This is a genomic window from Flavobacterium cerinum, assembly GCF_024496085.1.
Classification (GTDB): Bacteria; Bacteroidota; Bacteroidia; order Flavobacteriales; family Flavobacteriaceae; genus Flavobacterium; species Flavobacterium cerinum_A.
This window is the reverse complement of record NZ_CP101751.1, coordinates 3,212,333-3,229,188: the sequence shown is the minus strand read 5'-3', so window position 1 is coordinate 3,229,188 and position 16,856 is coordinate 3,212,333. Positions and strand designations below refer to the sequence as shown.

Annotated in this window: 24 protein-coding genes; 10 read left to right on the top strand and 14 right to left on the bottom strand. The window is 35.4% G+C overall.

Going from position 1 to position 16,856, the window contains the following annotated elements; all coding sequences use genetic code 11:
• Window positions 1-39: 39 nt before the first annotated feature.
• The 3 genes from NOX80_RS14560 to NOX80_RS14550 all read right to left on the bottom strand — a co-directional run bounded on the left by NOX80_RS14560 (window position 40) and on the right by NOX80_RS14550 (window position 1,753).
• On the bottom strand, window positions 40-456 hold the full coding sequence (locus NOX80_RS14560) for a hypothetical protein (RefSeq protein ID WP_256550529.1): 417 nt from the start codon (window positions 454-456) through the stop codon (window positions 40-42).
• A gap of 76 nt (window positions 457-532) precedes the next feature.
• On the bottom strand, window positions 533-964 hold the full coding sequence (locus NOX80_RS14555) for a hypothetical protein (RefSeq protein ID WP_256550528.1): 432 nt from the start codon (window positions 962-964) through the stop codon (window positions 533-535).
• A gap of 270 nt (window positions 965-1,234) precedes the next feature.
• Complete coding sequence (locus tag NOX80_RS14550) at window positions 1,235-1,753, bottom strand: DUF7935 family protein (protein WP_256550527.1); 519 nt, start codon at window positions 1,751-1,753, stop codon at window positions 1,235-1,237.
• 151 nt (window positions 1,754-1,904) lie between these two features.
• On the opposite strand from NOX80_RS14550, the gene NOX80_RS14545 reads away from it, so the two are divergent.
• Together NOX80_RS14545 and NOX80_RS14540 are read left to right on the top strand one after the other, a co-directional pair.
• A complete protein-coding gene (locus NOX80_RS14545; protein WP_256553019.1) occupies window positions 1,905-4,244 on the top strand; it encodes an ATP-dependent helicase in 2,340 nt (779 codons plus the stop codon).
• A gap of 25 nt (window positions 4,245-4,269) precedes the next feature.
• Complete coding sequence (locus NOX80_RS14540; protein ID WP_256550526.1) at window positions 4,270-4,890, top strand: L-threonylcarbamoyladenylate synthase; 621 nt, start codon at window positions 4,270-4,272, stop codon at window positions 4,888-4,890.
• Between the two features lie 205 nt (window positions 4,891-5,095).
• Here the strand turns inward: NOX80_RS14540 and NOX80_RS14535 are convergent, their stop codons facing one another.
• From NOX80_RS14535 to NOX80_RS14525, 3 genes are all read right to left on the bottom strand, one after another.
• Window positions 5,096-5,935: an OmpA/MotB family protein gene (locus tag NOX80_RS14535; RefSeq protein WP_256550525.1), complete on the bottom strand. Its 840-nt coding sequence runs from the start codon at window positions 5,933-5,935 to the stop codon at window positions 5,096-5,098.
• Between the two features lie 77 nt (window positions 5,936-6,012).
• A complete protein-coding gene (locus tag NOX80_RS14530; RefSeq protein WP_256550524.1) occupies window positions 6,013-7,008 on the bottom strand; it encodes a glycosyltransferase family 2 protein in 996 nt (331 codons plus the stop codon).
• Window positions 7,009-7,019: 11 nt separating this feature from the next.
• Entirely contained in the window at window positions 7,020-7,469 is a 450-nt protein-coding gene (locus NOX80_RS14525) for a type I restriction enzyme HsdR N-terminal domain-containing protein (RefSeq protein ID WP_256550523.1), read from the bottom strand.
• Between the two features lie 55 nt (window positions 7,470-7,524).
• On the opposite strand from NOX80_RS14525, the gene holA reads away from it, so the two are divergent.
• Both holA and NOX80_RS14515 read left to right on the top strand, forming a co-directional pair.
• Entirely contained in the window at window positions 7,525-8,529 is a 1,005-nt protein-coding gene (holA, locus tag NOX80_RS14520; protein WP_256550522.1) for a DNA polymerase III subunit delta, read from the top strand.
• A gap of 63 nt (window positions 8,530-8,592) precedes the next feature.
• Window positions 8,593-8,775: a CAL67264 family membrane protein gene (locus NOX80_RS14515; protein WP_136401298.1), complete on the top strand. Its 183-nt coding sequence runs from the start codon at window positions 8,593-8,595 to the stop codon at window positions 8,773-8,775.
• A gap of 96 nt (window positions 8,776-8,871) precedes the next feature.
• Here NOX80_RS14515 and NOX80_RS14510 read toward each other — a convergent pair whose 3' ends face one another.
• The 4 genes from NOX80_RS14510 to NOX80_RS14495 form a co-directional block, all read right to left on the bottom strand.
• Complete coding sequence (locus NOX80_RS14510; protein ID WP_256550521.1) at window positions 8,872-9,252, bottom strand: VOC family protein; 381 nt, start codon at window positions 9,250-9,252, stop codon at window positions 8,872-8,874.
• 73 nt (window positions 9,253-9,325) lie between these two features.
• Window positions 9,326-10,495 carry a hypothetical protein gene (locus NOX80_RS14505; RefSeq protein WP_256550520.1) on the bottom strand — a complete coding sequence of 390 codons (1,170 nt, stop codon included), beginning with the start codon at window positions 10,493-10,495 and terminating at the stop codon, window positions 9,326-9,328.
• A gap of 5 nt (window positions 10,496-10,500) precedes the next feature.
• The gene (locus tag NOX80_RS14500) at window positions 10,501-11,181 is read right to left on the bottom strand and encodes a GNAT family N-acetyltransferase (RefSeq protein WP_256550519.1); all 681 of its coding nucleotides are present in this window, start codon (window positions 11,179-11,181) and stop codon (window positions 10,501-10,503) included.
• 152 nt (window positions 11,182-11,333) lie between these two features.
• Complete coding sequence (locus NOX80_RS14495) at window positions 11,334-11,714, bottom strand: VOC family protein (RefSeq protein WP_256550518.1); 381 nt, start codon at window positions 11,712-11,714, stop codon at window positions 11,334-11,336.
• 144 nt (window positions 11,715-11,858) lie between these two features.
• Here NOX80_RS14495 and NOX80_RS14490 point away from each other — a divergent pair, with 144 nt between their 5' ends.
• The 6 genes from NOX80_RS14490 (at window position 11,859) to NOX80_RS14465 (ending at window position 15,220) form a co-directional block, all read left to right on the top strand.
• Entirely contained in the window at window positions 11,859-12,224 is a 366-nt protein-coding gene (locus tag NOX80_RS14490) for an MmcQ/YjbR family DNA-binding protein (RefSeq protein ID WP_256550517.1), read from the top strand.
• 36 nt (window positions 12,225-12,260) lie between these two features.
• Window positions 12,261-12,665 carry an ester cyclase gene (locus NOX80_RS14485; protein ID WP_256550516.1) on the top strand — a complete coding sequence of 135 codons (405 nt, stop codon included), beginning with the start codon at window positions 12,261-12,263 and terminating at the stop codon, window positions 12,663-12,665.
• A gap of 190 nt (window positions 12,666-12,855) precedes the next feature.
• On the top strand, window positions 12,856-13,212 hold the full coding sequence (locus tag NOX80_RS14480; RefSeq protein WP_256550515.1) for a hypothetical protein: 357 nt from the start codon (window positions 12,856-12,858) through the stop codon (window positions 13,210-13,212).
• Window positions 13,213-13,288: 76 nt separating this feature from the next.
• Complete coding sequence (locus tag NOX80_RS14475; RefSeq protein WP_256550513.1) at window positions 13,289-13,726, top strand: hypothetical protein; 438 nt, start codon at window positions 13,289-13,291, stop codon at window positions 13,724-13,726.
• A gap of 75 nt (window positions 13,727-13,801) precedes the next feature.
• Complete coding sequence (locus tag NOX80_RS14470) at window positions 13,802-14,242, top strand: hypothetical protein (protein WP_256550512.1); 441 nt, start codon at window positions 13,802-13,804, stop codon at window positions 14,240-14,242.
• A 27-nt stretch (window positions 14,243-14,269) separates the two neighbouring features.
• On the top strand, window positions 14,270-15,220 hold the full coding sequence (locus tag NOX80_RS14465) for a S41 family peptidase (protein ID WP_256550511.1): 951 nt from the start codon (window positions 14,270-14,272) through the stop codon (window positions 15,218-15,220).
• Between the two features lie 69 nt (window positions 15,221-15,289).
• Here the strand turns inward: NOX80_RS14465 and NOX80_RS14460 are convergent, their stop codons facing one another.
• The 4 genes from NOX80_RS14460 to NOX80_RS14445 all read right to left on the bottom strand — a co-directional run bounded on the left by NOX80_RS14460 (window position 15,290) and on the right by NOX80_RS14445 (window position 16,849).
• Window positions 15,290-15,691: a hypothetical protein gene (locus tag NOX80_RS14460; RefSeq protein ID WP_256550510.1), complete on the bottom strand. Its 402-nt coding sequence runs from the start codon at window positions 15,689-15,691 to the stop codon at window positions 15,290-15,292.
• Between the two features lie 52 nt (window positions 15,692-15,743).
• Window positions 15,744-16,256, bottom strand: coding sequence for a hypothetical protein (locus NOX80_RS14455; protein ID WP_256550509.1), 513 nt, complete (start codon window positions 16,254-16,256; stop codon window positions 15,744-15,746).
• A 70-nt stretch (window positions 16,257-16,326) separates the two neighbouring features.
• The gene (locus NOX80_RS14450; RefSeq protein ID WP_256550508.1) at window positions 16,327-16,512 is read right to left on the bottom strand and encodes a hypothetical protein; all 186 of its coding nucleotides are present in this window, start codon (window positions 16,510-16,512) and stop codon (window positions 16,327-16,329) included.
• A 43-nt stretch (window positions 16,513-16,555) separates the two neighbouring features.
• Entirely contained in the window at window positions 16,556-16,849 is a 294-nt protein-coding gene (locus NOX80_RS14445; protein ID WP_256550507.1) for a Bor family protein, read from the bottom strand.
• Window positions 16,850-16,856: the final 7 nt, after the last annotated feature.

Sequence of the window (16,856 nt, the reverse complement as noted above, 5' to 3'; positions counted from 1 at the left end):
AGACGCTCTAAACCAATGAAAGGTCTTTTTTATGACATATTATTTACGTCTTCTGACAAAATCTAATTCTTGAGTTTCTTCCGTACCTGTTGTTTCATTTGTACTCCATAGTTTCGCTTTGAGTGTATTGTCTTCTATGCTAATTTTTAAAATTATAGAATCTTTTTTATCTCCTTTTCCAAGCCTGCCTAAAAAAGAAAAGGAATGACCGCCATCAAAATAAAAAGCATCTATAGTATAAGGAGAATCATAGTCAAACAAATGATTGATAAGAAATGTTGTAACAAATACATTTTCTCCGACAGAGGTACATTCCCATACACCATCAGTTATGTTGTGGATAAAATCTCTTTTGTCATTATTCCCGTTTGAGGCTAATTCTCCGGAATTGTTTGCTAAACAAATTCCGGTCACTAATATTGTGATTAAGGCTAGGTAGTATAAAGATTTTTTCATAATTTATATTGCTATATTAAATGTTAGTGACTGTTTTTAAAATAAACGGTATTAATTTTTTGAAGTGTTTTCATTTTTAACTTGTCTTAAATTCCAATGTCTGAAACTTGTCAACTCCGGTTATTTCATTTCGGGTTTGTAAACTTAGTGTAAGTGTTGAGTTCATAACGATTGAAATATTAAGAATCATAGAATCACTTCTGCCTTCTCCTCCAATCTTGCCTATAAAAGTAAATATTACATTACCTCCATACTTGGAATAGATACCTTTATCACGATAGATAGAATTACGTTCGAAAAAATGATTGAGTAATACAGTGGCCGTTGGATTTTCTCCGGGAGATGTACAGACCCATCTGTTAATTTCCATTTGATTGAGAAAAGTAATTTTTTCGGGACTGGACTTAGATTTAAGAATCGGGTCGGATGCTTCCAAACTATTATTGTCGGAATGACATGCTGTTGTTAGAAATAGCATGAGTGAAAAGTGTAAAAAGAAATTTTTCATCTAAAAATATTTAACGTTGAACAATATTTTGTGTAGTATTGTATGTAACAAGTTAAAAAATAATGGTATAGGAAAAATTTTCTAAAAAAAATGTCTCTAATAGTTAACAAATTGACTAACTATAGCTTCATTATGTTTTTCGGGATATTGTGAAGGCTTACTCGCTGTTTTTTTGAAACTTTTTGATTTGGTAAACAGAATATTATGATCATAAAAAAAGACTTTTCAAACCAATGAAAAGCCTTTTTTATACTTTAGTTTTAGATGAAATTATCGGAATAATTCACCGACTTCATTTTTAAGATACGATAAAGCCACCGAGCTAGGCGATTGTTTTTCCATCATTTCGCTTAAAATAATCTCGCGTAATTTATTGGCACTCTCAGCGCCCAAAGAGGCTTTACGAATCATCTGAATTGTTGTATTTTTAGCCGTCAGGATAATATTCCAACTTTCCTCTGAAATATAAATCTGTTGCGTAAGATTGTGTTCGTATTCCTGTTCGATATGTTGGATCAGTAAATTTTCATAATCGTTTTTATCCGATGAATGTGGCGCAATACGAACCAGTAACTTAGCCGGACTAATACGCTCCAGAAACAAAGTCATACGCTCATAAGCCTGTAAACGTATCGGAAGCGCACTTTTCTGAGCTTCTTTGTGTAACAGAAAACGACGACGGCCTTCCTCATTTTTTGTATGCAGGTTAAAAAAGTAATACGCTACACCGCCGGTAATGATGGCAGGTACAGTATAAGACAGTAGTTCTACTATTTTGGTAGTATCCATAAGATAGGATCGGATATTTGTTAATTTAAAATCGGTTCAAAGTGTTACAAATAAACGAATAAAGAAATAAACAAACAAAATAAAAAACTATGCCGATTTTAATTGTAATAAACCCTAATGAGTAGTATTTTTGAAGTTTGATATCATGACCATGCAAAATTATATTGACCAGCTTAATGAAGCCCAGAGGGCTCCCGTTTTACAAAAAGACGGGCCGATGATAGTGATTGCCGGTGCCGGCTCGGGAAAAACAAGGGTATTAACCATTCGTATTGCTTATCTGATGCATCAGGGGGTTGATGCTTTTAATATTTTATCTTTAACATTTACCAACAAAGCCGCCAGGGAAATGAAAACCCGTATTGCCAGTATTGTAGGAAATAGTGAAGCTAAAAACCTTTGGATGGGAACTTTTCACTCGGTTTTCGCCAAAATATTACGAAATGAAGCGGATAAATTAGGTTATCCGTCCAATTTTACCATTTATGATTCGCAGGATAGTGTGCGATTGATCGGACAGATTATCAAAGAAATGCAATTGGATAGGGATATCTATAAACCGAAACAGGTTTTAGGGCGTATTTCGTCTTATAAAAACAGTCTGATCACGGTTAAAGCGTACTTTAATAATCCGGAATTGCAGGAAGCGGATGCGATGAGTAAAAAACCGCGTCTGGGGGAAATTTATCAAAATTATGTGGAACGCTGCTTTAAATCAGGAGCCATGGATTTTGATGATTTATTGTTGAAAACCAATGAGTTGTTGACTCGCTTTCCGGATGTTTTAATGAAATATCAGGATCGTTTTCGTTATATATTGGTGGATGAGTATCAGGATACTAACCATTCCCAGTACCTTATTGTACGCGCTTTGTCTGATCGTTTTCAGAATATTTGTGTAGTTGGTGATGATGCACAGAGTATTTATGCTTTCCGGGGTGCAAATATTAATAATATTCTGAACTTCCAGAAAGATTATGAAGGGGTAAATACCTATCGTCTGGAGCAAAATTACCGATCCACCCGAAATATTGTGGAAGCAGCAAATACAATTATCGATAAAAATAAAACCAAACTTGATAAAATAGTTTGGACGGCCAATGAATTCGGTCCGAAAATAAAAGTGCATCGTAGTCTTACAGATGGTGAAGAAGGTCGTTTTGTGGCCAGTACCATCTTCGAACAAAAGATGCAACACCAGATGAATAACAATCAGTTTGCTATTTTATATCGTACGAATGCACAATCGCGGGCAATGGAAGATGCTTTGCGTAAAAAAGATATTCCGTATCGAATCTATGGTGGTTTGTCGTTTTATCAACGGAAAGAAATCAAAGATGTATTGTCTTACCTTCGATTGGTTATTAACCCGAAAGATGAAGAAGCATTGATTCGGGTGATCAATTATCCGGCAAGAGGAATTGGGGATACGACTGTAGAAAAATTGACAATTGCAGCAAATCATTATAAACGTTCCATTTTTGAAATTATGGAGCATATCGATAAAATTGACTTAAAACTAAATTCCGGGACGAAAGCCAAATTACAGGATTTTGTAACGATGGTTCGAAGTTTTCAGGTGATTAATGAAACGCAGGATGCCTTATATCTGACCGATCATGTGACGAAGAAAACCGGATTGATTCAGGAACTGAAAAAGGACGGAACACCGGAAGGGATTGCCCGTATTGAGAATATCGAAGTTTTAATGGGCGGTATTAAAGATTTTATTGAAGGGCAGAAGGAAGTTGACGGAGCGCGTGGTGCTTTATCGGAATTCATGGAGGATGTCGCTTTGGCTACGGATCTGGATAATGATACCGGTGACGATGACCGTGTGGCTTTAATGACGATTCACCTGGCAAAAGGACTGGAATTCCCGACTGTTTTTATTGTCGGAATGGAAGAAGATCTGTTTCCGAGCGCGATGAGTATGAATACGCGAAGTGAATTGGAAGAAGAACGCCGTTTATTTTATGTTGCCTTAACCCGGGCGGAACATCAGGCGTATTTGACATATGCGCAATCGCGTTACCGTTGGGGAAAACTGGTTGACAGTGAACCGTCGCGTTTTATTGAAGAAATTGACGGACAGTATATTGAATATCTGACACCGGTTGAAACCAACTATCGTTACAAACCGACAATCAATGCTGATATTTTCGGCGATGTAGACAAATCGAAATTGCGATTGGCCAAACCGGTTTCCGGAACACCGCCAAAATATATTACGGATAATGAAGAGCCGAAACCGGACCGTAATATTCGTAAATTAAAACCGATGTCGGGATCCGTACCGGCAGCAGCGGGACCAAGTCAGTATGACAGCGGATTAAATATCGGAAATGTTGTAATGCATGAACGTTTCGGAAAAGGACAGATTTTGAATCTGGAAGGAGCCGGAGCGGATAAAAAAGCAGAGATCAAATTTGAAGTAGGCGGAATTAAAAAACTGTTACTGCGTTTTGCGAAATTGCAGATAATCGGATAGAAGTTAACCTTAAATAGATAAAATCATGGCAGAATTCATTAAAATTTACCCTGAAAATCCCAATCCGGCCGCCATTGCTAAAGTGGTTAAATGCCTGAAAGAGGGTGGACTGGTTATTTATCCGACGGATACCGTTTATGGTTTGGGTTGCGATATTACCAATTCGAAAGCATTGGAAAAAATCGCAAGAATCAAAGGTGTAAAACTGGAAAAAGCTAATTTTTCGTTTGTATGCTGTGATTTGAGTAATCTGTCGGATTATGTTAAGCAAATCGACACGGCTACATTTAAAATATTAAAAAGAGCATTACCGGGCCCGTATACTTTTATTCTCCCGGGGAACAATAACCTTCCGAAAGAATTTAAAAAGAAAAATACAGTGGGTATCAGGGTTCCGGATAATAATATAGCACTTGAAATAGTAAGACAGCTGGGAAATCCGATTGTTTCAACATCCATTCACGATGACGATGAGGTAATTGAATATACTACAGATCCGGAACTGATTTTTGAAAAATGGCAAAACCTGGTTGATATGGTTATTGACGGCGGTTATGGAGATAACCACGCTTCAACTGTAATTGATCTTTCCGGAATAGAGCCTTTTGTTGTTCGGGAAGGAAAAGGGGATGTGGATATTTTGTAGTAAATTATTGAATTTAAATAAAATCTTTGCTTATCCGGTATTATATCAATAACTTAGCGTAACAAAATGCTACAATTATAACAATATAAAAGAGGTGTCATTCTTAATTTAAATATTTAATTGGTTATTAAAAAAATAATTAGGAATACATAAAAGCAGGTCCATTGGACCTGCTTTTCATTTTATAATCTAGGGCGGTTATTAATTAGTTTTTACCGCTCATGTTTTTCATTTCTTTTTCGATCATGTCGTAGAACTGGTCGATTTTAGGTAAAACCACAATACGGGTTCTTCTGTTTTTCGCTCTGTTATCCGGTGTATCATTATCTGCTAATGGAACATAGAAACTTCTTCCCGCAGCAATTAACTGTTTTGGATTTACACCAAGATCATCTTGTAAAACACGAACAATAGAAGTCGCTCTTTTTACAGAAAGATCCCAGTTGTCTACTAATACAGTATTTTTAATCGGCACATTATCCGTGTGACCTTCTACCATACATTCGAAATCCGGTTTACTGTTTACAACTTTAGCCACTTTAGCTAATACTTCTTTAGCACGGTCACTTACAACATAGCTTCCGCTTTTGAAAAGTAATTTGTCAGCAATGGAAATAAATACCACTCCTTTTTCTACATTAACCTGAATGTCCGGATCGTTAATTCCAACAGAACTTTTTAAGCTGGTTACCAAAGCAAGTGTTACACTGTCTTTTTTAGTAAGAGCATCCTGTAAACGAGTGATTTTCAGGTCTTTCTCCTTTAAGCTTTCCAAAGATTTTTCAAGATTTTCAGCACCTTTTGAAGAAAGGGTAGTTAAATTCCCCATATTATTAATCAAATCGGAGTTGTTTTTCTTCAAAAAGTCCAGTTGTCCTGCCATAGCGTCTTTTTCAGTTAAACAGGTATTCAGTTTTACTGTACAAGTGTTCAATAAATCCTGAATTTTTTTGTTCTCTTCTTCTAAAGCTGCAATTTTTTTCTTCGATCCGCAGGATGTCAATGTAATTGCAAGTACCGAAAGGGCAATAACGAATTTTTTCATAAAATGTTGAATTTATAAGGAGTAACGAATTTACTAAGATTTTACTCCTTGTTAAAGTTTTAAACGATAAACAAATGTTAAATCTTAACATCAAAAAACTTGCCATTCTTAACGAAATAGCGGTAAACAATGGAGTTTACGAGATAATAGTTTTCTTTTTGAGGCGTTGTTCTTTTTTGTAAAAATCTGGAAATAAGACGATAAAAAGCAAAATGAGCCCGAATAATTGCCCAGGTATGTTTGGGTTTTCCTTTGATAAAAAACTGAATACCGGCCAGACCATCCAGACAAAGCCGAAGAAAAATAATAGGGAAAAGTTGCTTTTTGGGTAAATTTTTAGCCATCATCCACAGTGAATTCCTGAAATTAAGGAACGTTTTATGAGGACTACCGGCATTTAAAGTCGCGCCGCCCACATGATAAACGGTTGATAAGCCGCAGTATTTTATGGAATAACCTTTATTAAAAGCCCGCCAGCATAAATCGATTTCTTCCTGATGGGCAAAAAAATCAGCATCGAATCCATTCAATTCATGAAAAACAGAGCTGCGGATAAAAAGACAAGCTCCGGAAGCCCAGAAAATTTCCCGGATGTCGTCATACTGACCTTTATCTTCTTCTATTGTTTCAAAAATACGGCCACGACAAAAAGGAAAACCGAACTTATCCAGATAACCTCCGGCAGCACCGGCATATTCAAAATAATTTTTTCGTTTATAATCCAGTATTTTGGGCTGAATGATAGCGGTATCCGGTTCGTTGTCAAAAAGTGTAATAACAGGTTGTAACCAGTTTGGTGTTACTTCTATATCGGAATTGACCAATACATAAACAGGTTCTTGTACCGATTGTAACGCTTCGTTATATCCGCCGGCAAATCCGAAATTAGCCCGGTTTACAATTATAGAAACCGTTGGGAAATTAGCCTTTACAAAAGCAATAGAAGTGTCGGTTGAAGCATTATCGGCAACATAAATCGTTGCTTCCGGTGAGTGTTCAACAACGGAGGGTAAAAACGTTTCGAGTAGTTTTACACCGTTCCAGTTGAGTATGACAATAGCAATTTTTTTCAAAGTTTCTGATATTATAGCTGCGGAAAATCCGGTAGCGTTCTTAGGAACTGGTATTCCTCTTTTTCATAATCCATCCGACAAAAATAATGATTTAGTCCGTTGGTCACCATTAAATAATCGGCTTCCAGTACCATATTATAACGGGCAATCTGATCGAAAACCTGTTGCGTAATGGGAACTTCCGGCGCCTTACATTCGACTAGCAGGAAAATTTTTCCGTCGGGTTTAAAAACGACCGCATCATATCGTTTGGTTAGTCCGTTGATCCTGATGACTTTTTCAACATTAATTAAGGATTTCGGGTATTTTTGATCTTGTAACAGAAACTGAACAACATGTTGCCGAACCCATTCTTCAGGGGTTAGCTGGATAAATTTTTTACGGATCACATCGAAAATGGCCACTTTATTTTCACTATTTTTGAACCGAAAGGAATAAGGCGGAAAATTCAGATTTTGCATGTTGCAAATATAAATTGAAGTTTTTGATTTCCGGATAATTGTTAAAGAAACTGTTTTGGAGGAAGTATTAAAAATCATAAAAGATATTAAAGCCGGCGATATTAAACCGATTTATTTTTTAATGGGAGAAGAACCCTATTATATTGATAAATTGACCGACTATATCGAAGATAATATCCTGACGGAAGTGGAAAAAGGTTTTAACCAGATGGTTTTGTACGGACGTGATGTTACCGTTGATGAGATTGTATCGAATGCCAAACGCTATCCGATGATGGCCGATCGTCAGGTGGTAATAGTAAAAGAGGCACAGGAATTGTCGCGTACGATTGACAAACTGGAAAGTTATGCCGAAAATCCGCAGCCAACAACCGTTTTGGTTGTTTGCTACAAATACAAAACACTCGATAAACGAAAAAAAGTAACCAAAGTACTCGAAAAAGCCGGAGTGGTTTTCGAAAGTAAAAAACTATATGAAAATCAGGTAGGTGACTGGCTAAAGCGGGTTTTATCCGGAAAAGGATATCAAATCGAGCCAAAAGCGGCTGCCATGCTGGTGGAATTCCTCGGAACGGATCTCAGTAAAATAGCGAACGAACTGGACAAGTTGGCCATTATTCTACCCAAAGGAAGTACAATAACGCCAAAGATTATTGAAGATAATATCGGATTTAGTAAGGATTACAACAATTTTGAGTTACGAAAAGCGATAGGGGAGAAAAACCAGTTAAAGGCTTATCAGATTGCCGATTATTTTGCACAAAATCCAAAAGACAATCCATTGGTGGTTACAACCGGTCTGATTTTCGGATTCTTTTCTCAATTGTTGCAATATCACGGTTTAAAAGATAAAAATCCGGCCAATGTAGCGAAAGTACTAAAAGTAAATCCGTATTTCCTGAAAGATTACGATGTAGCACTAAAGAACTACCCGATGAAAAAAGTGAGTCAGATTGTAGCGGTTTTACGGGATATCGATGTAAAAAGCAAGGGAGTGGGCGCCAATGCTTTACCACAACAGGATTTACTAAAAGAAATGCTGGTTAAGATATTTAATTAACCCATTTACGCTTTTGTAACTCTGATATTATTACGATATTTGCCGTTCAAAAACTAAAGACTTATGGGCATGAATAAAAATACCATTTTAGGGTGGGCCACTTTAATTATGGTTTTAATGGGATTATTGTTAATCGGATTAGCTGTTTACCGATATGCGGATGTAGCCGGTTGGGGATTCGGAGCAGTAGGAATCGGATTTTTTGCTATTGCATGGGTATTTAATGCGCTAAAAGGAAGAGTATAACACTTTTCAAAAGATACATAAAACCCCTGAGTACACGCTCAGGGGTTTTGTTTTTTTACTATATTTTGATGATCATATTCCATATTTGGCTAAAGTTTAATCAGCCGGTTGATGTAAGGCTATTCTATTGCCTTCTGAATCCATAAATTCAGCCACAAAACCCAGTTCTCCGTTAGACGTTTTCGGATATAATTCTTGTCCGCCATTGGCTATTGCTTTTTGAAGTGTTTGCTCGATACTGTTAGTATGAAAATAAATAACGATACCATTTAAAGTAGGCTTATAAATTTCTCCTTTGGCTAAACCGCCGCTAATTCCGGGTAGAGTATCGGATAGCGGAAATAATGCCATTTCATTATGATCGATATTGGTTTTCTCGAAGTTAAAATCAAAAACAGCGGTATAAAATCGTATGGCCCGATCGAGGTCGGTAACAGGAATTTCAAAATAAACGACGGGATTTTGTTTTGATAGCATATTCAGTGGTTAGGATAAATACCTGTTGGGTATGGTAAATCATTCATTTTCGTAATCTCCTATAGTGATGATTTTATTTTAAGGTCACCGAATAGCGATCCTGTATTTTATACGTTTTGTCTTTAATAATAATGTCGTATGTTCCCGGAGCAAGATATAAAGGTGGAATAACATTTTTCTCCGTAATTTCAATTATATCGGCCGGAATTCCTTGTTGTTCGTATTCTTTTGTCCGGTAAGCGGCAATTAATAGCGGACTGTTTTTTATTTTTTTCTTAGGAAGAATATAGGATACTTTTCCGGTTTGAAGCCAGTTCGGACGTCCTTTTTCATAACGTGTCGGTGGAAACAGGACAATAATATCCGTTTGTTTCGGAGCAGATAAACCGTTAAAAAGTGTTCCGGATTCCGTGCGTAATACAACCGGATCGTTTTCGGTAATCTGATTGATATAAGGCGGGTTGAATTCCGGACTTCCTTTTTCAGTGTAAGGAATCTGATTAATCGTAAACGGATCAATACCGGTATATTCCTTAATTCTTCCGGCCATCGCTTTTTCCCAGGTTTTATGTTCGTTTTCAAAAACATGATCATGTCCGCAATGGATTAATACTTTTCCTTTCGGATGACTGTCAATAAACGCCTGAATATTACGAGCCTGTTCGATTTCCCGTTCTTTTCTGTTTTTTCCTTCCGATGCTTCATAGCCAAATACCGTAAAACCGATCTGTAAAGCTTCGGAAAGCAAATTCCCGAATTCCGGTTCTTTGGTATAAACACCACTATCCAAAACCGGAAATTTTCGCCGGTTGATAATCGTATCCTGTAAAGCCTCCAGCCCTAAATAACGATAGCCATTATCATATAATCCTTTTAATAACGATCGGGTAAAAGTTCGGTGACGGGCATTGGTATGCGCTTCATTAATAATAATGATCTGTTCGTTTTTAGAACGATCTACAATATAATCCTTTGCCTTTAGTTGTTTGGATTTAAAGAAAAGCAAACTATCCTGAGAAGACATCGGATTTGGTTTCCGAACACCGTTTTTATCCCATATTTCCAATCCGGTTTTATAGTAGCCGCTAATAGAAAACTGTGTGGCACTCATCTGATATCTCCAGGCGGTGGTATCTTTATTCAGATTGTGATACAGATCGGCAGAAAATCGATAATAGTCGTTTTCCGATTGTGCCTGAACCGTAATTGAAAACAAAGAGAAAAGTAATAATCGAATGGTCATAGTAATTACAACGTTATAAAATTCCAAAAACTGATTTTACGTCGGGTAACAAAACCGAGCTTTTCGTAAACCGCAATCGCTCTTGTGTTTGATGATGCGACGTGCAAATACGGGATTTTATTTTCCTGAAAAATCATATTTGCGACATAGGTTACCAATTGTGAAGCATATCCTTTTCCGGTATGATCCGGATGTGTTACAACAGCACTGATTTCGGTATAGCGGTTCATTTTCATCCGTTCGCCGGTAACAGCTACTAAGATACCATTTTTATAAATACCGTAATAGCGACCCATTTCCGGTGTTTTAATCTTAAAATACCCGGGTTGTACAAGGTTCACTAATTCCAGTAATTCTTTGCGTTGGTGCTCTTGTAATAAGGTGATTTCCTGTTGTTCTGAAACCGGAATCGGTTCGGATAGGATCATTTGATCACAAATCAACTCGTTGGTTAATTTTACCGAATTGCCAAAACAAGGTTTTTCTCCTACAATAAAAAAGGTATCGGTTAACCGGGCATATTGCGCAATGCTATTTTCGGTAGCATCCGGATTTATAAAACCGCCAAACGGACAATAATCCGGATTATAGCAAGCCATACCATTGTATTCAATAGAAAGGTGTTGGTGTGTTTCGTGTAAGGAATGATAAACCGGATTGTCTAACGGATGTGTTGATGCCGACATAAATTGTGTGAGTTGATTGCGAATAAACGTACTACTCAAAATAACTCAAATAAAAATTATCTTACAATAAAAATGATGGAATTAACATATTAAAAACGTTTAAGAATTATAAAATAATTGCTATATCAAATATTTCAACTAACGATTTATGGTTAAAGATAATTACTTATCTCAATCAGGTTTTGATCCGGATCACGAAAGTAAACCGACTGGATTTTCCCCATAGCTCCGGTTCTTTCAACAATTCCTTCAATAATGGTAATACCTTTTTCTTCTAATTCTTTCAGAACTGTTGAAATAGCGGTTTTGGCTATAAAACACAAATCAGCCGATCCGCAGGTGGGTTTGTTGGCTTTAGGTTCAAATTCCTGTCCTTTTTGATGTAAGTTGATCTTCTGATTTCCAAATGTCAGTGCTTTTCGGTTATTTCCGAATGTTACTTCCTGAAAGCCTAAGACAGTGGAATAAAACTGTACAGTTGTATCAATATCGGCTACCGTTAATACAATATGATCGATTTGTTGAATCTCCATAAATAAGTAATTATGAATATACGTTCCATTAAAGGTAATACAAAATTACTGTAAATCCGACGAGCATTTTTATACTGTTATAATAAAGGTCATGATTAAATTCAGTACTTTTAGCATAGCAATGTATAAACAGGATATAAAAGGATGAACATTGAAGAACTACGCGAATATTGTCTGTCGTTGCCGTTGGTTACAGAATATATGCCGTTTAAGGAGGAATACCTGATCTTTCGGGTATACGATAAATGGTTTGCTGTAATTCCGATGAATGATCCGGATCTGAAAATCAGTGTAAAATGTAATCCGGATCTGGCAATGGAACTCCGGGATCGTTATCAAAGTATTACTCCGGCCTGGCATTTTAACAAAAAGTACTGGAATAGTATTGTATTAAATAATGATATGAATGACAGTAAGGTAAAGGAATGTATCCGGCATTCAATTGATGAGGTGGTTGGTAAGTTGTCCAAAGCATTGCGACAGGAATACGATTCGCTTCGAACCTGGTAATAATAAGCACTAGTACAGACTCCAAATACTATAAAGATGAACAATAAAGAAATTGTAAAAAAATTCAATAAAGAAGTAATCGAACAAACAAATTACGAAACCTTTAAAACATTGATGCATCCTGAGTTTATAAACCATACGGCGCCACCGACAGCAAACGGAGCAGAAGGGATGTGGTATACGTTTCATACTATTCTGAAACCGGCTTTTCCGGATCTCGTAGTCGAAATAGAGGACCAGATTGAGGAGAATGACAAAGTAGTAACTCGAAAAATAATACGAGGCACTCATTTGGGGAAACTTTTTGATTTTGAGCCAACCGGTAAATCGATTAAGATTAATATTATTGATATTGTACGGATAAAAGACGGACAGTATTTTGAACATTGGGGAATTAATACCCTGCAAAGTTTGCTTTCTGAATTGAAACAAGGTAAATGATCGTTACATTAAGTAATATAGATTTATTTTGTTTGGCTGTTATTTTTGATCATCAGATATACTAAAAAACTAACGGTTAATACTGAAATAATATAACCAACCCGTATATTTCTGTCTCCATATTTAGAGTCTGTTCGGCTAAACCTCGGATGTAAAACCGTATCCAATAAAATATTATAAGAAAAGAGTTATGAAAAAAGAACGTTATAAGCTTTATTTACTGATTTTTACAGGAATATTGTTAGTATTTTTAATCAATTGGTATGTTGGCTTCGAACGTAATAATAATTTGAATAAGGATTGTGATTTTACTGTGGGGAAAACCATTAAGTATCAGTTTTCCGATGGTTTTAAAGATTGTATCCAATATCAGTTCTATGTAAACGATATTAAATATATCGGATATGCTACTATTGATTCAGCAATTAGCTCGCCGTTACCTAAATATTTTATTGTAAAGTTTTCTAAAACAAATCCGGAAATTAATGAATTAGACTGGAGCAAAGAAGTAAAGGATTTGATACAGATTAGTAAAGCCGGATTTTAGCATAAAAATGATTAGGATAGATAACTAAATACGGACTTAGTTTTTCTAACTTTATTGCCAATCATAAACGAGTCACATGGCGTCAGGATTTATAACATTACCGGATGGAACAGATTGGTCTTCGCGATCTACCGGTTACGATTTGGTTTTAGAACAAATAATGCATGAACTTTCGAATTCAGATGATGAAGGAATTCTAAAAAACTGGATACACTATATTTTACCCGATGAAGAAAACGGAGATATCGATTCGGGATATTGCTTTTATAAAAACGGAACCGAAAGTATTTTGCGAATTTTGGATACCCGATTAATGCATACCACATTTCAGAAGCTATTTTGGAATTCAGTACAATCACTAAGCGTAAAACTGACAGACGAAACACCGGAAGGATTTTTAGTACGACAATTAGACCGTTGCTATACAAACAGTCTTTTAAATCCGTATAAAGAACCGGAAGATCCTGATTTAAACGATCTTTTATCTGTTGGAGGTTTTAAAATAGGCAGATAATTTTATATAAAGCTATTTATGATATATCCGAAAGTATATTTATTAAGAAAAACGAATGATAAATATGAAATATATTTGGGCACATATTCAACATTAGAAGGAATCAGGTTACTCAATAAAAACACAAAAATAAAGATAGAAGAATTCGGTGCGACCAACTATAAAAAAATAGGATTTGCAACCGAAAATGACATTCCTGAGATTAATACTATAGAAGAGTTTATTACGTTCTTAGAGAATGATAACAATATAACAATTATCAATTGTAAGATTGAATTAAATGAAATAGGTCAGTTGTCGATCTATGATGACAGCGAATGTCGTTTCATCGTAAATACCAAAGACATTGCTTTTGATTTGATAAAGAAAGCATTACCGGAAATTTATCAACTCAAAGTTTTAGCTGAATTAATTCAGAATCCCGATAAATATATAACGCTGAATCATTTAAACGGAAAAACAGCAATATATTTTACATTTGAAGATTACAGAAAGAATCATGATAGTATTGTTTAAGAAGTTACCGATAAAAATCAGATTTAGATGAAACAAAAAATCCTTTTTCTTACGACAGTTCTTTTGATGGTGATGAGTTGTAAAAACCAACAGTTACATAATGTGTCGCCAAAATCCGAAAGTTATATTGAAGAGGTAATTCGACTATTAAAAACACATTCTGTCAATAAAAACAAAATAGACTGGGATCGTTTTAGAAATGAAGTGTACCAGTATGCAAATAACAGTCATACCATAGCAGACACCTATCCGGCCATTACTCATGCCATAACGCGTTTAGAAGATAATCATAGTTATTTTTCCGCTGCAAATAAAAACAATTCGGAAGAAGAAAAGCCTTTACCGGTTTTTACGGATGAGGTAGTGCCGAATGCTATCGGTTATATTAGAATTCCATTTTGTATCGGCGGAGAAAAGGAAATTGAACATTATATTGAAACGATCACAGCAAAAATAGCATTACAAAATACGCAAGCGAAAAAAGGATGGATTGTCGATCTGAGGGAAAATTTCGGCGGAAATATGTGGCCGATGTTGGTTGCAGTTGGTCCTTTACTTGATAACGGAGTACAAGGATACTTTTTTGATCCGAATGATAAACCGACTCCCTGGATTTACAACAACGGGAAAGCTTTTGGCGATCAGGAACTTTTAGCAGAAAATAAAAACAAAATACTACTTAAAACAAAAGCCGTAAAAATTGCAGTGCTGACAAATAATCGGACGGCGAGTTCCGGAGAAGCAATGTCAGTTGTCTTTAGAGGACTTCCGAACGTAAAATCATTTGGCGAGCCGACTTTCGGAGTTTCGACCGGTTGCCAATCTTTTACACTGTCTGACGGTTCCCGAATCAATTTGGCAACTACTGTTTTTGCCGACAGAAACAAACAGAAATACGGTAAAAGTATCATTCCGGATGTTGTTTGTAAAAGTGATGAAGCTTTGGATAAAGCAATAAAATGGCTTGAAAATAGATAATTGTGAATCAAAATTTGAGACAGATTACATCTGTTTTACTTAACAGTCGAAATGAATTTACTACACTAATTAATTTCTATTTTGAAGAAAGGCATTTAATTCCGGAAAAACACTTTTTATAGATTTTTCTTTTAACGAACTGTCATAATGATATTCTAAACCGGCTTGCAAATAGGATTCGATTGTTTTCTTTTCCGTATCGTTTAGATTACGGATCAGAGAAAGATATTCATTTTCGCCTATTTTACGGATTAACTCGACTAACAATGTTCCGTGATCATAACCAATAGCACCGTCAAAATTCAATAACGATAATTGTATAACGGCTCTTTTATTTTTTTGTAGGGATTGTTCCAATAGTTCGCAATAGTTAATTCCTTTTTCTTCCGCACTTATCAGGATATTTTCAGAAACTTCTATACCGGCTATAGAACAATGATAAAAACAGGAAGAAGACAGAAGGGAACTCATGACAAGTATAAAAAGGCACAGCGATTTCAGAATGCTTTTCATAGTACTGATTTCAATCTTTTAATTGATTTTCCAGAAAAATTTCAAGTTGACTAATGATTACTTGTAGCTCCTCTTTTGAAGTTTTAAATAAATGTATTCCTTTTTTACTAGCCTGAATATCTTTAAAAATAGAATGCTTGTTAATGATTTTCCAAAGGATATATATACTGTTTTGATATGAAAAAGCAAAAACGATATAATCATCAGTAAATGTTCCGAAATGAATAAGATACGGATAGGTGTTAATTGCTTCTTTTTTACAATCTAAGTTGTGTTTCAGATAATAAAAAATATTTTTTAATTTATAATTGCTAAAGGTTTGAAATATAGGACTATCTATCACTCTTGCGTTTAGTAATTCCTTTAATCCGTTTAACAGATAACCTTTTAAAAAAATAACATCTTCATTTGTTCCAAAAAATGCATTACCCACCCAAATTTTCGCATTTCCGGTAAGATTTTTATTATCAAGGATACTAAATTCAATGCCTAATTTCTCTTTTGTTCCGATTAAGTGTATCATTTAAGCTACTATAATTAAAAAACGGAGAAAAATAATAATATTCTCCGTTTTATTATACTTGAATTAAAGGCTATTTTCTAGCTTTTCTAAGCTTAAAAGAAGTAAATAGAAATAATACTAATAATAGTATCTGACCGGTTAAGAAACCCATTCCATAATTGGTTAGGTTGGTATAATCGTAGATCAGAATTTTCATTATTTTGATAAAGAAAAATACCGAAAGCAATAATGAAACATAAAAGACTATTTTTTTCATTTTATAATTTTAAGCAATTAAAACAATTGTTTGACACTGAACCTTATTTAGTAACAGTAGTAACGGTTGGTGTATAAATTCCAAAAGTAATAGCAGAAATAAGACCGTTTACAAATGACTGTTTAGTGGTAACTGTATAATCTTGAGCTCCGCCGGCCATTTCTTTTGAATCGGAAACGCCAACCGGGGCTAATCCGTAAATTACATAGTGATTCCATTTTGTAGTTTTCTGATTTCCTTGTGCCCCTTTACCTACAACACTAGTGTAAGTATAACATGAAGTTAACATGATTGATGCCGTAAATGCAACAGCTAAAGCTTTAAATGCTTTTTTCATTTGTCTT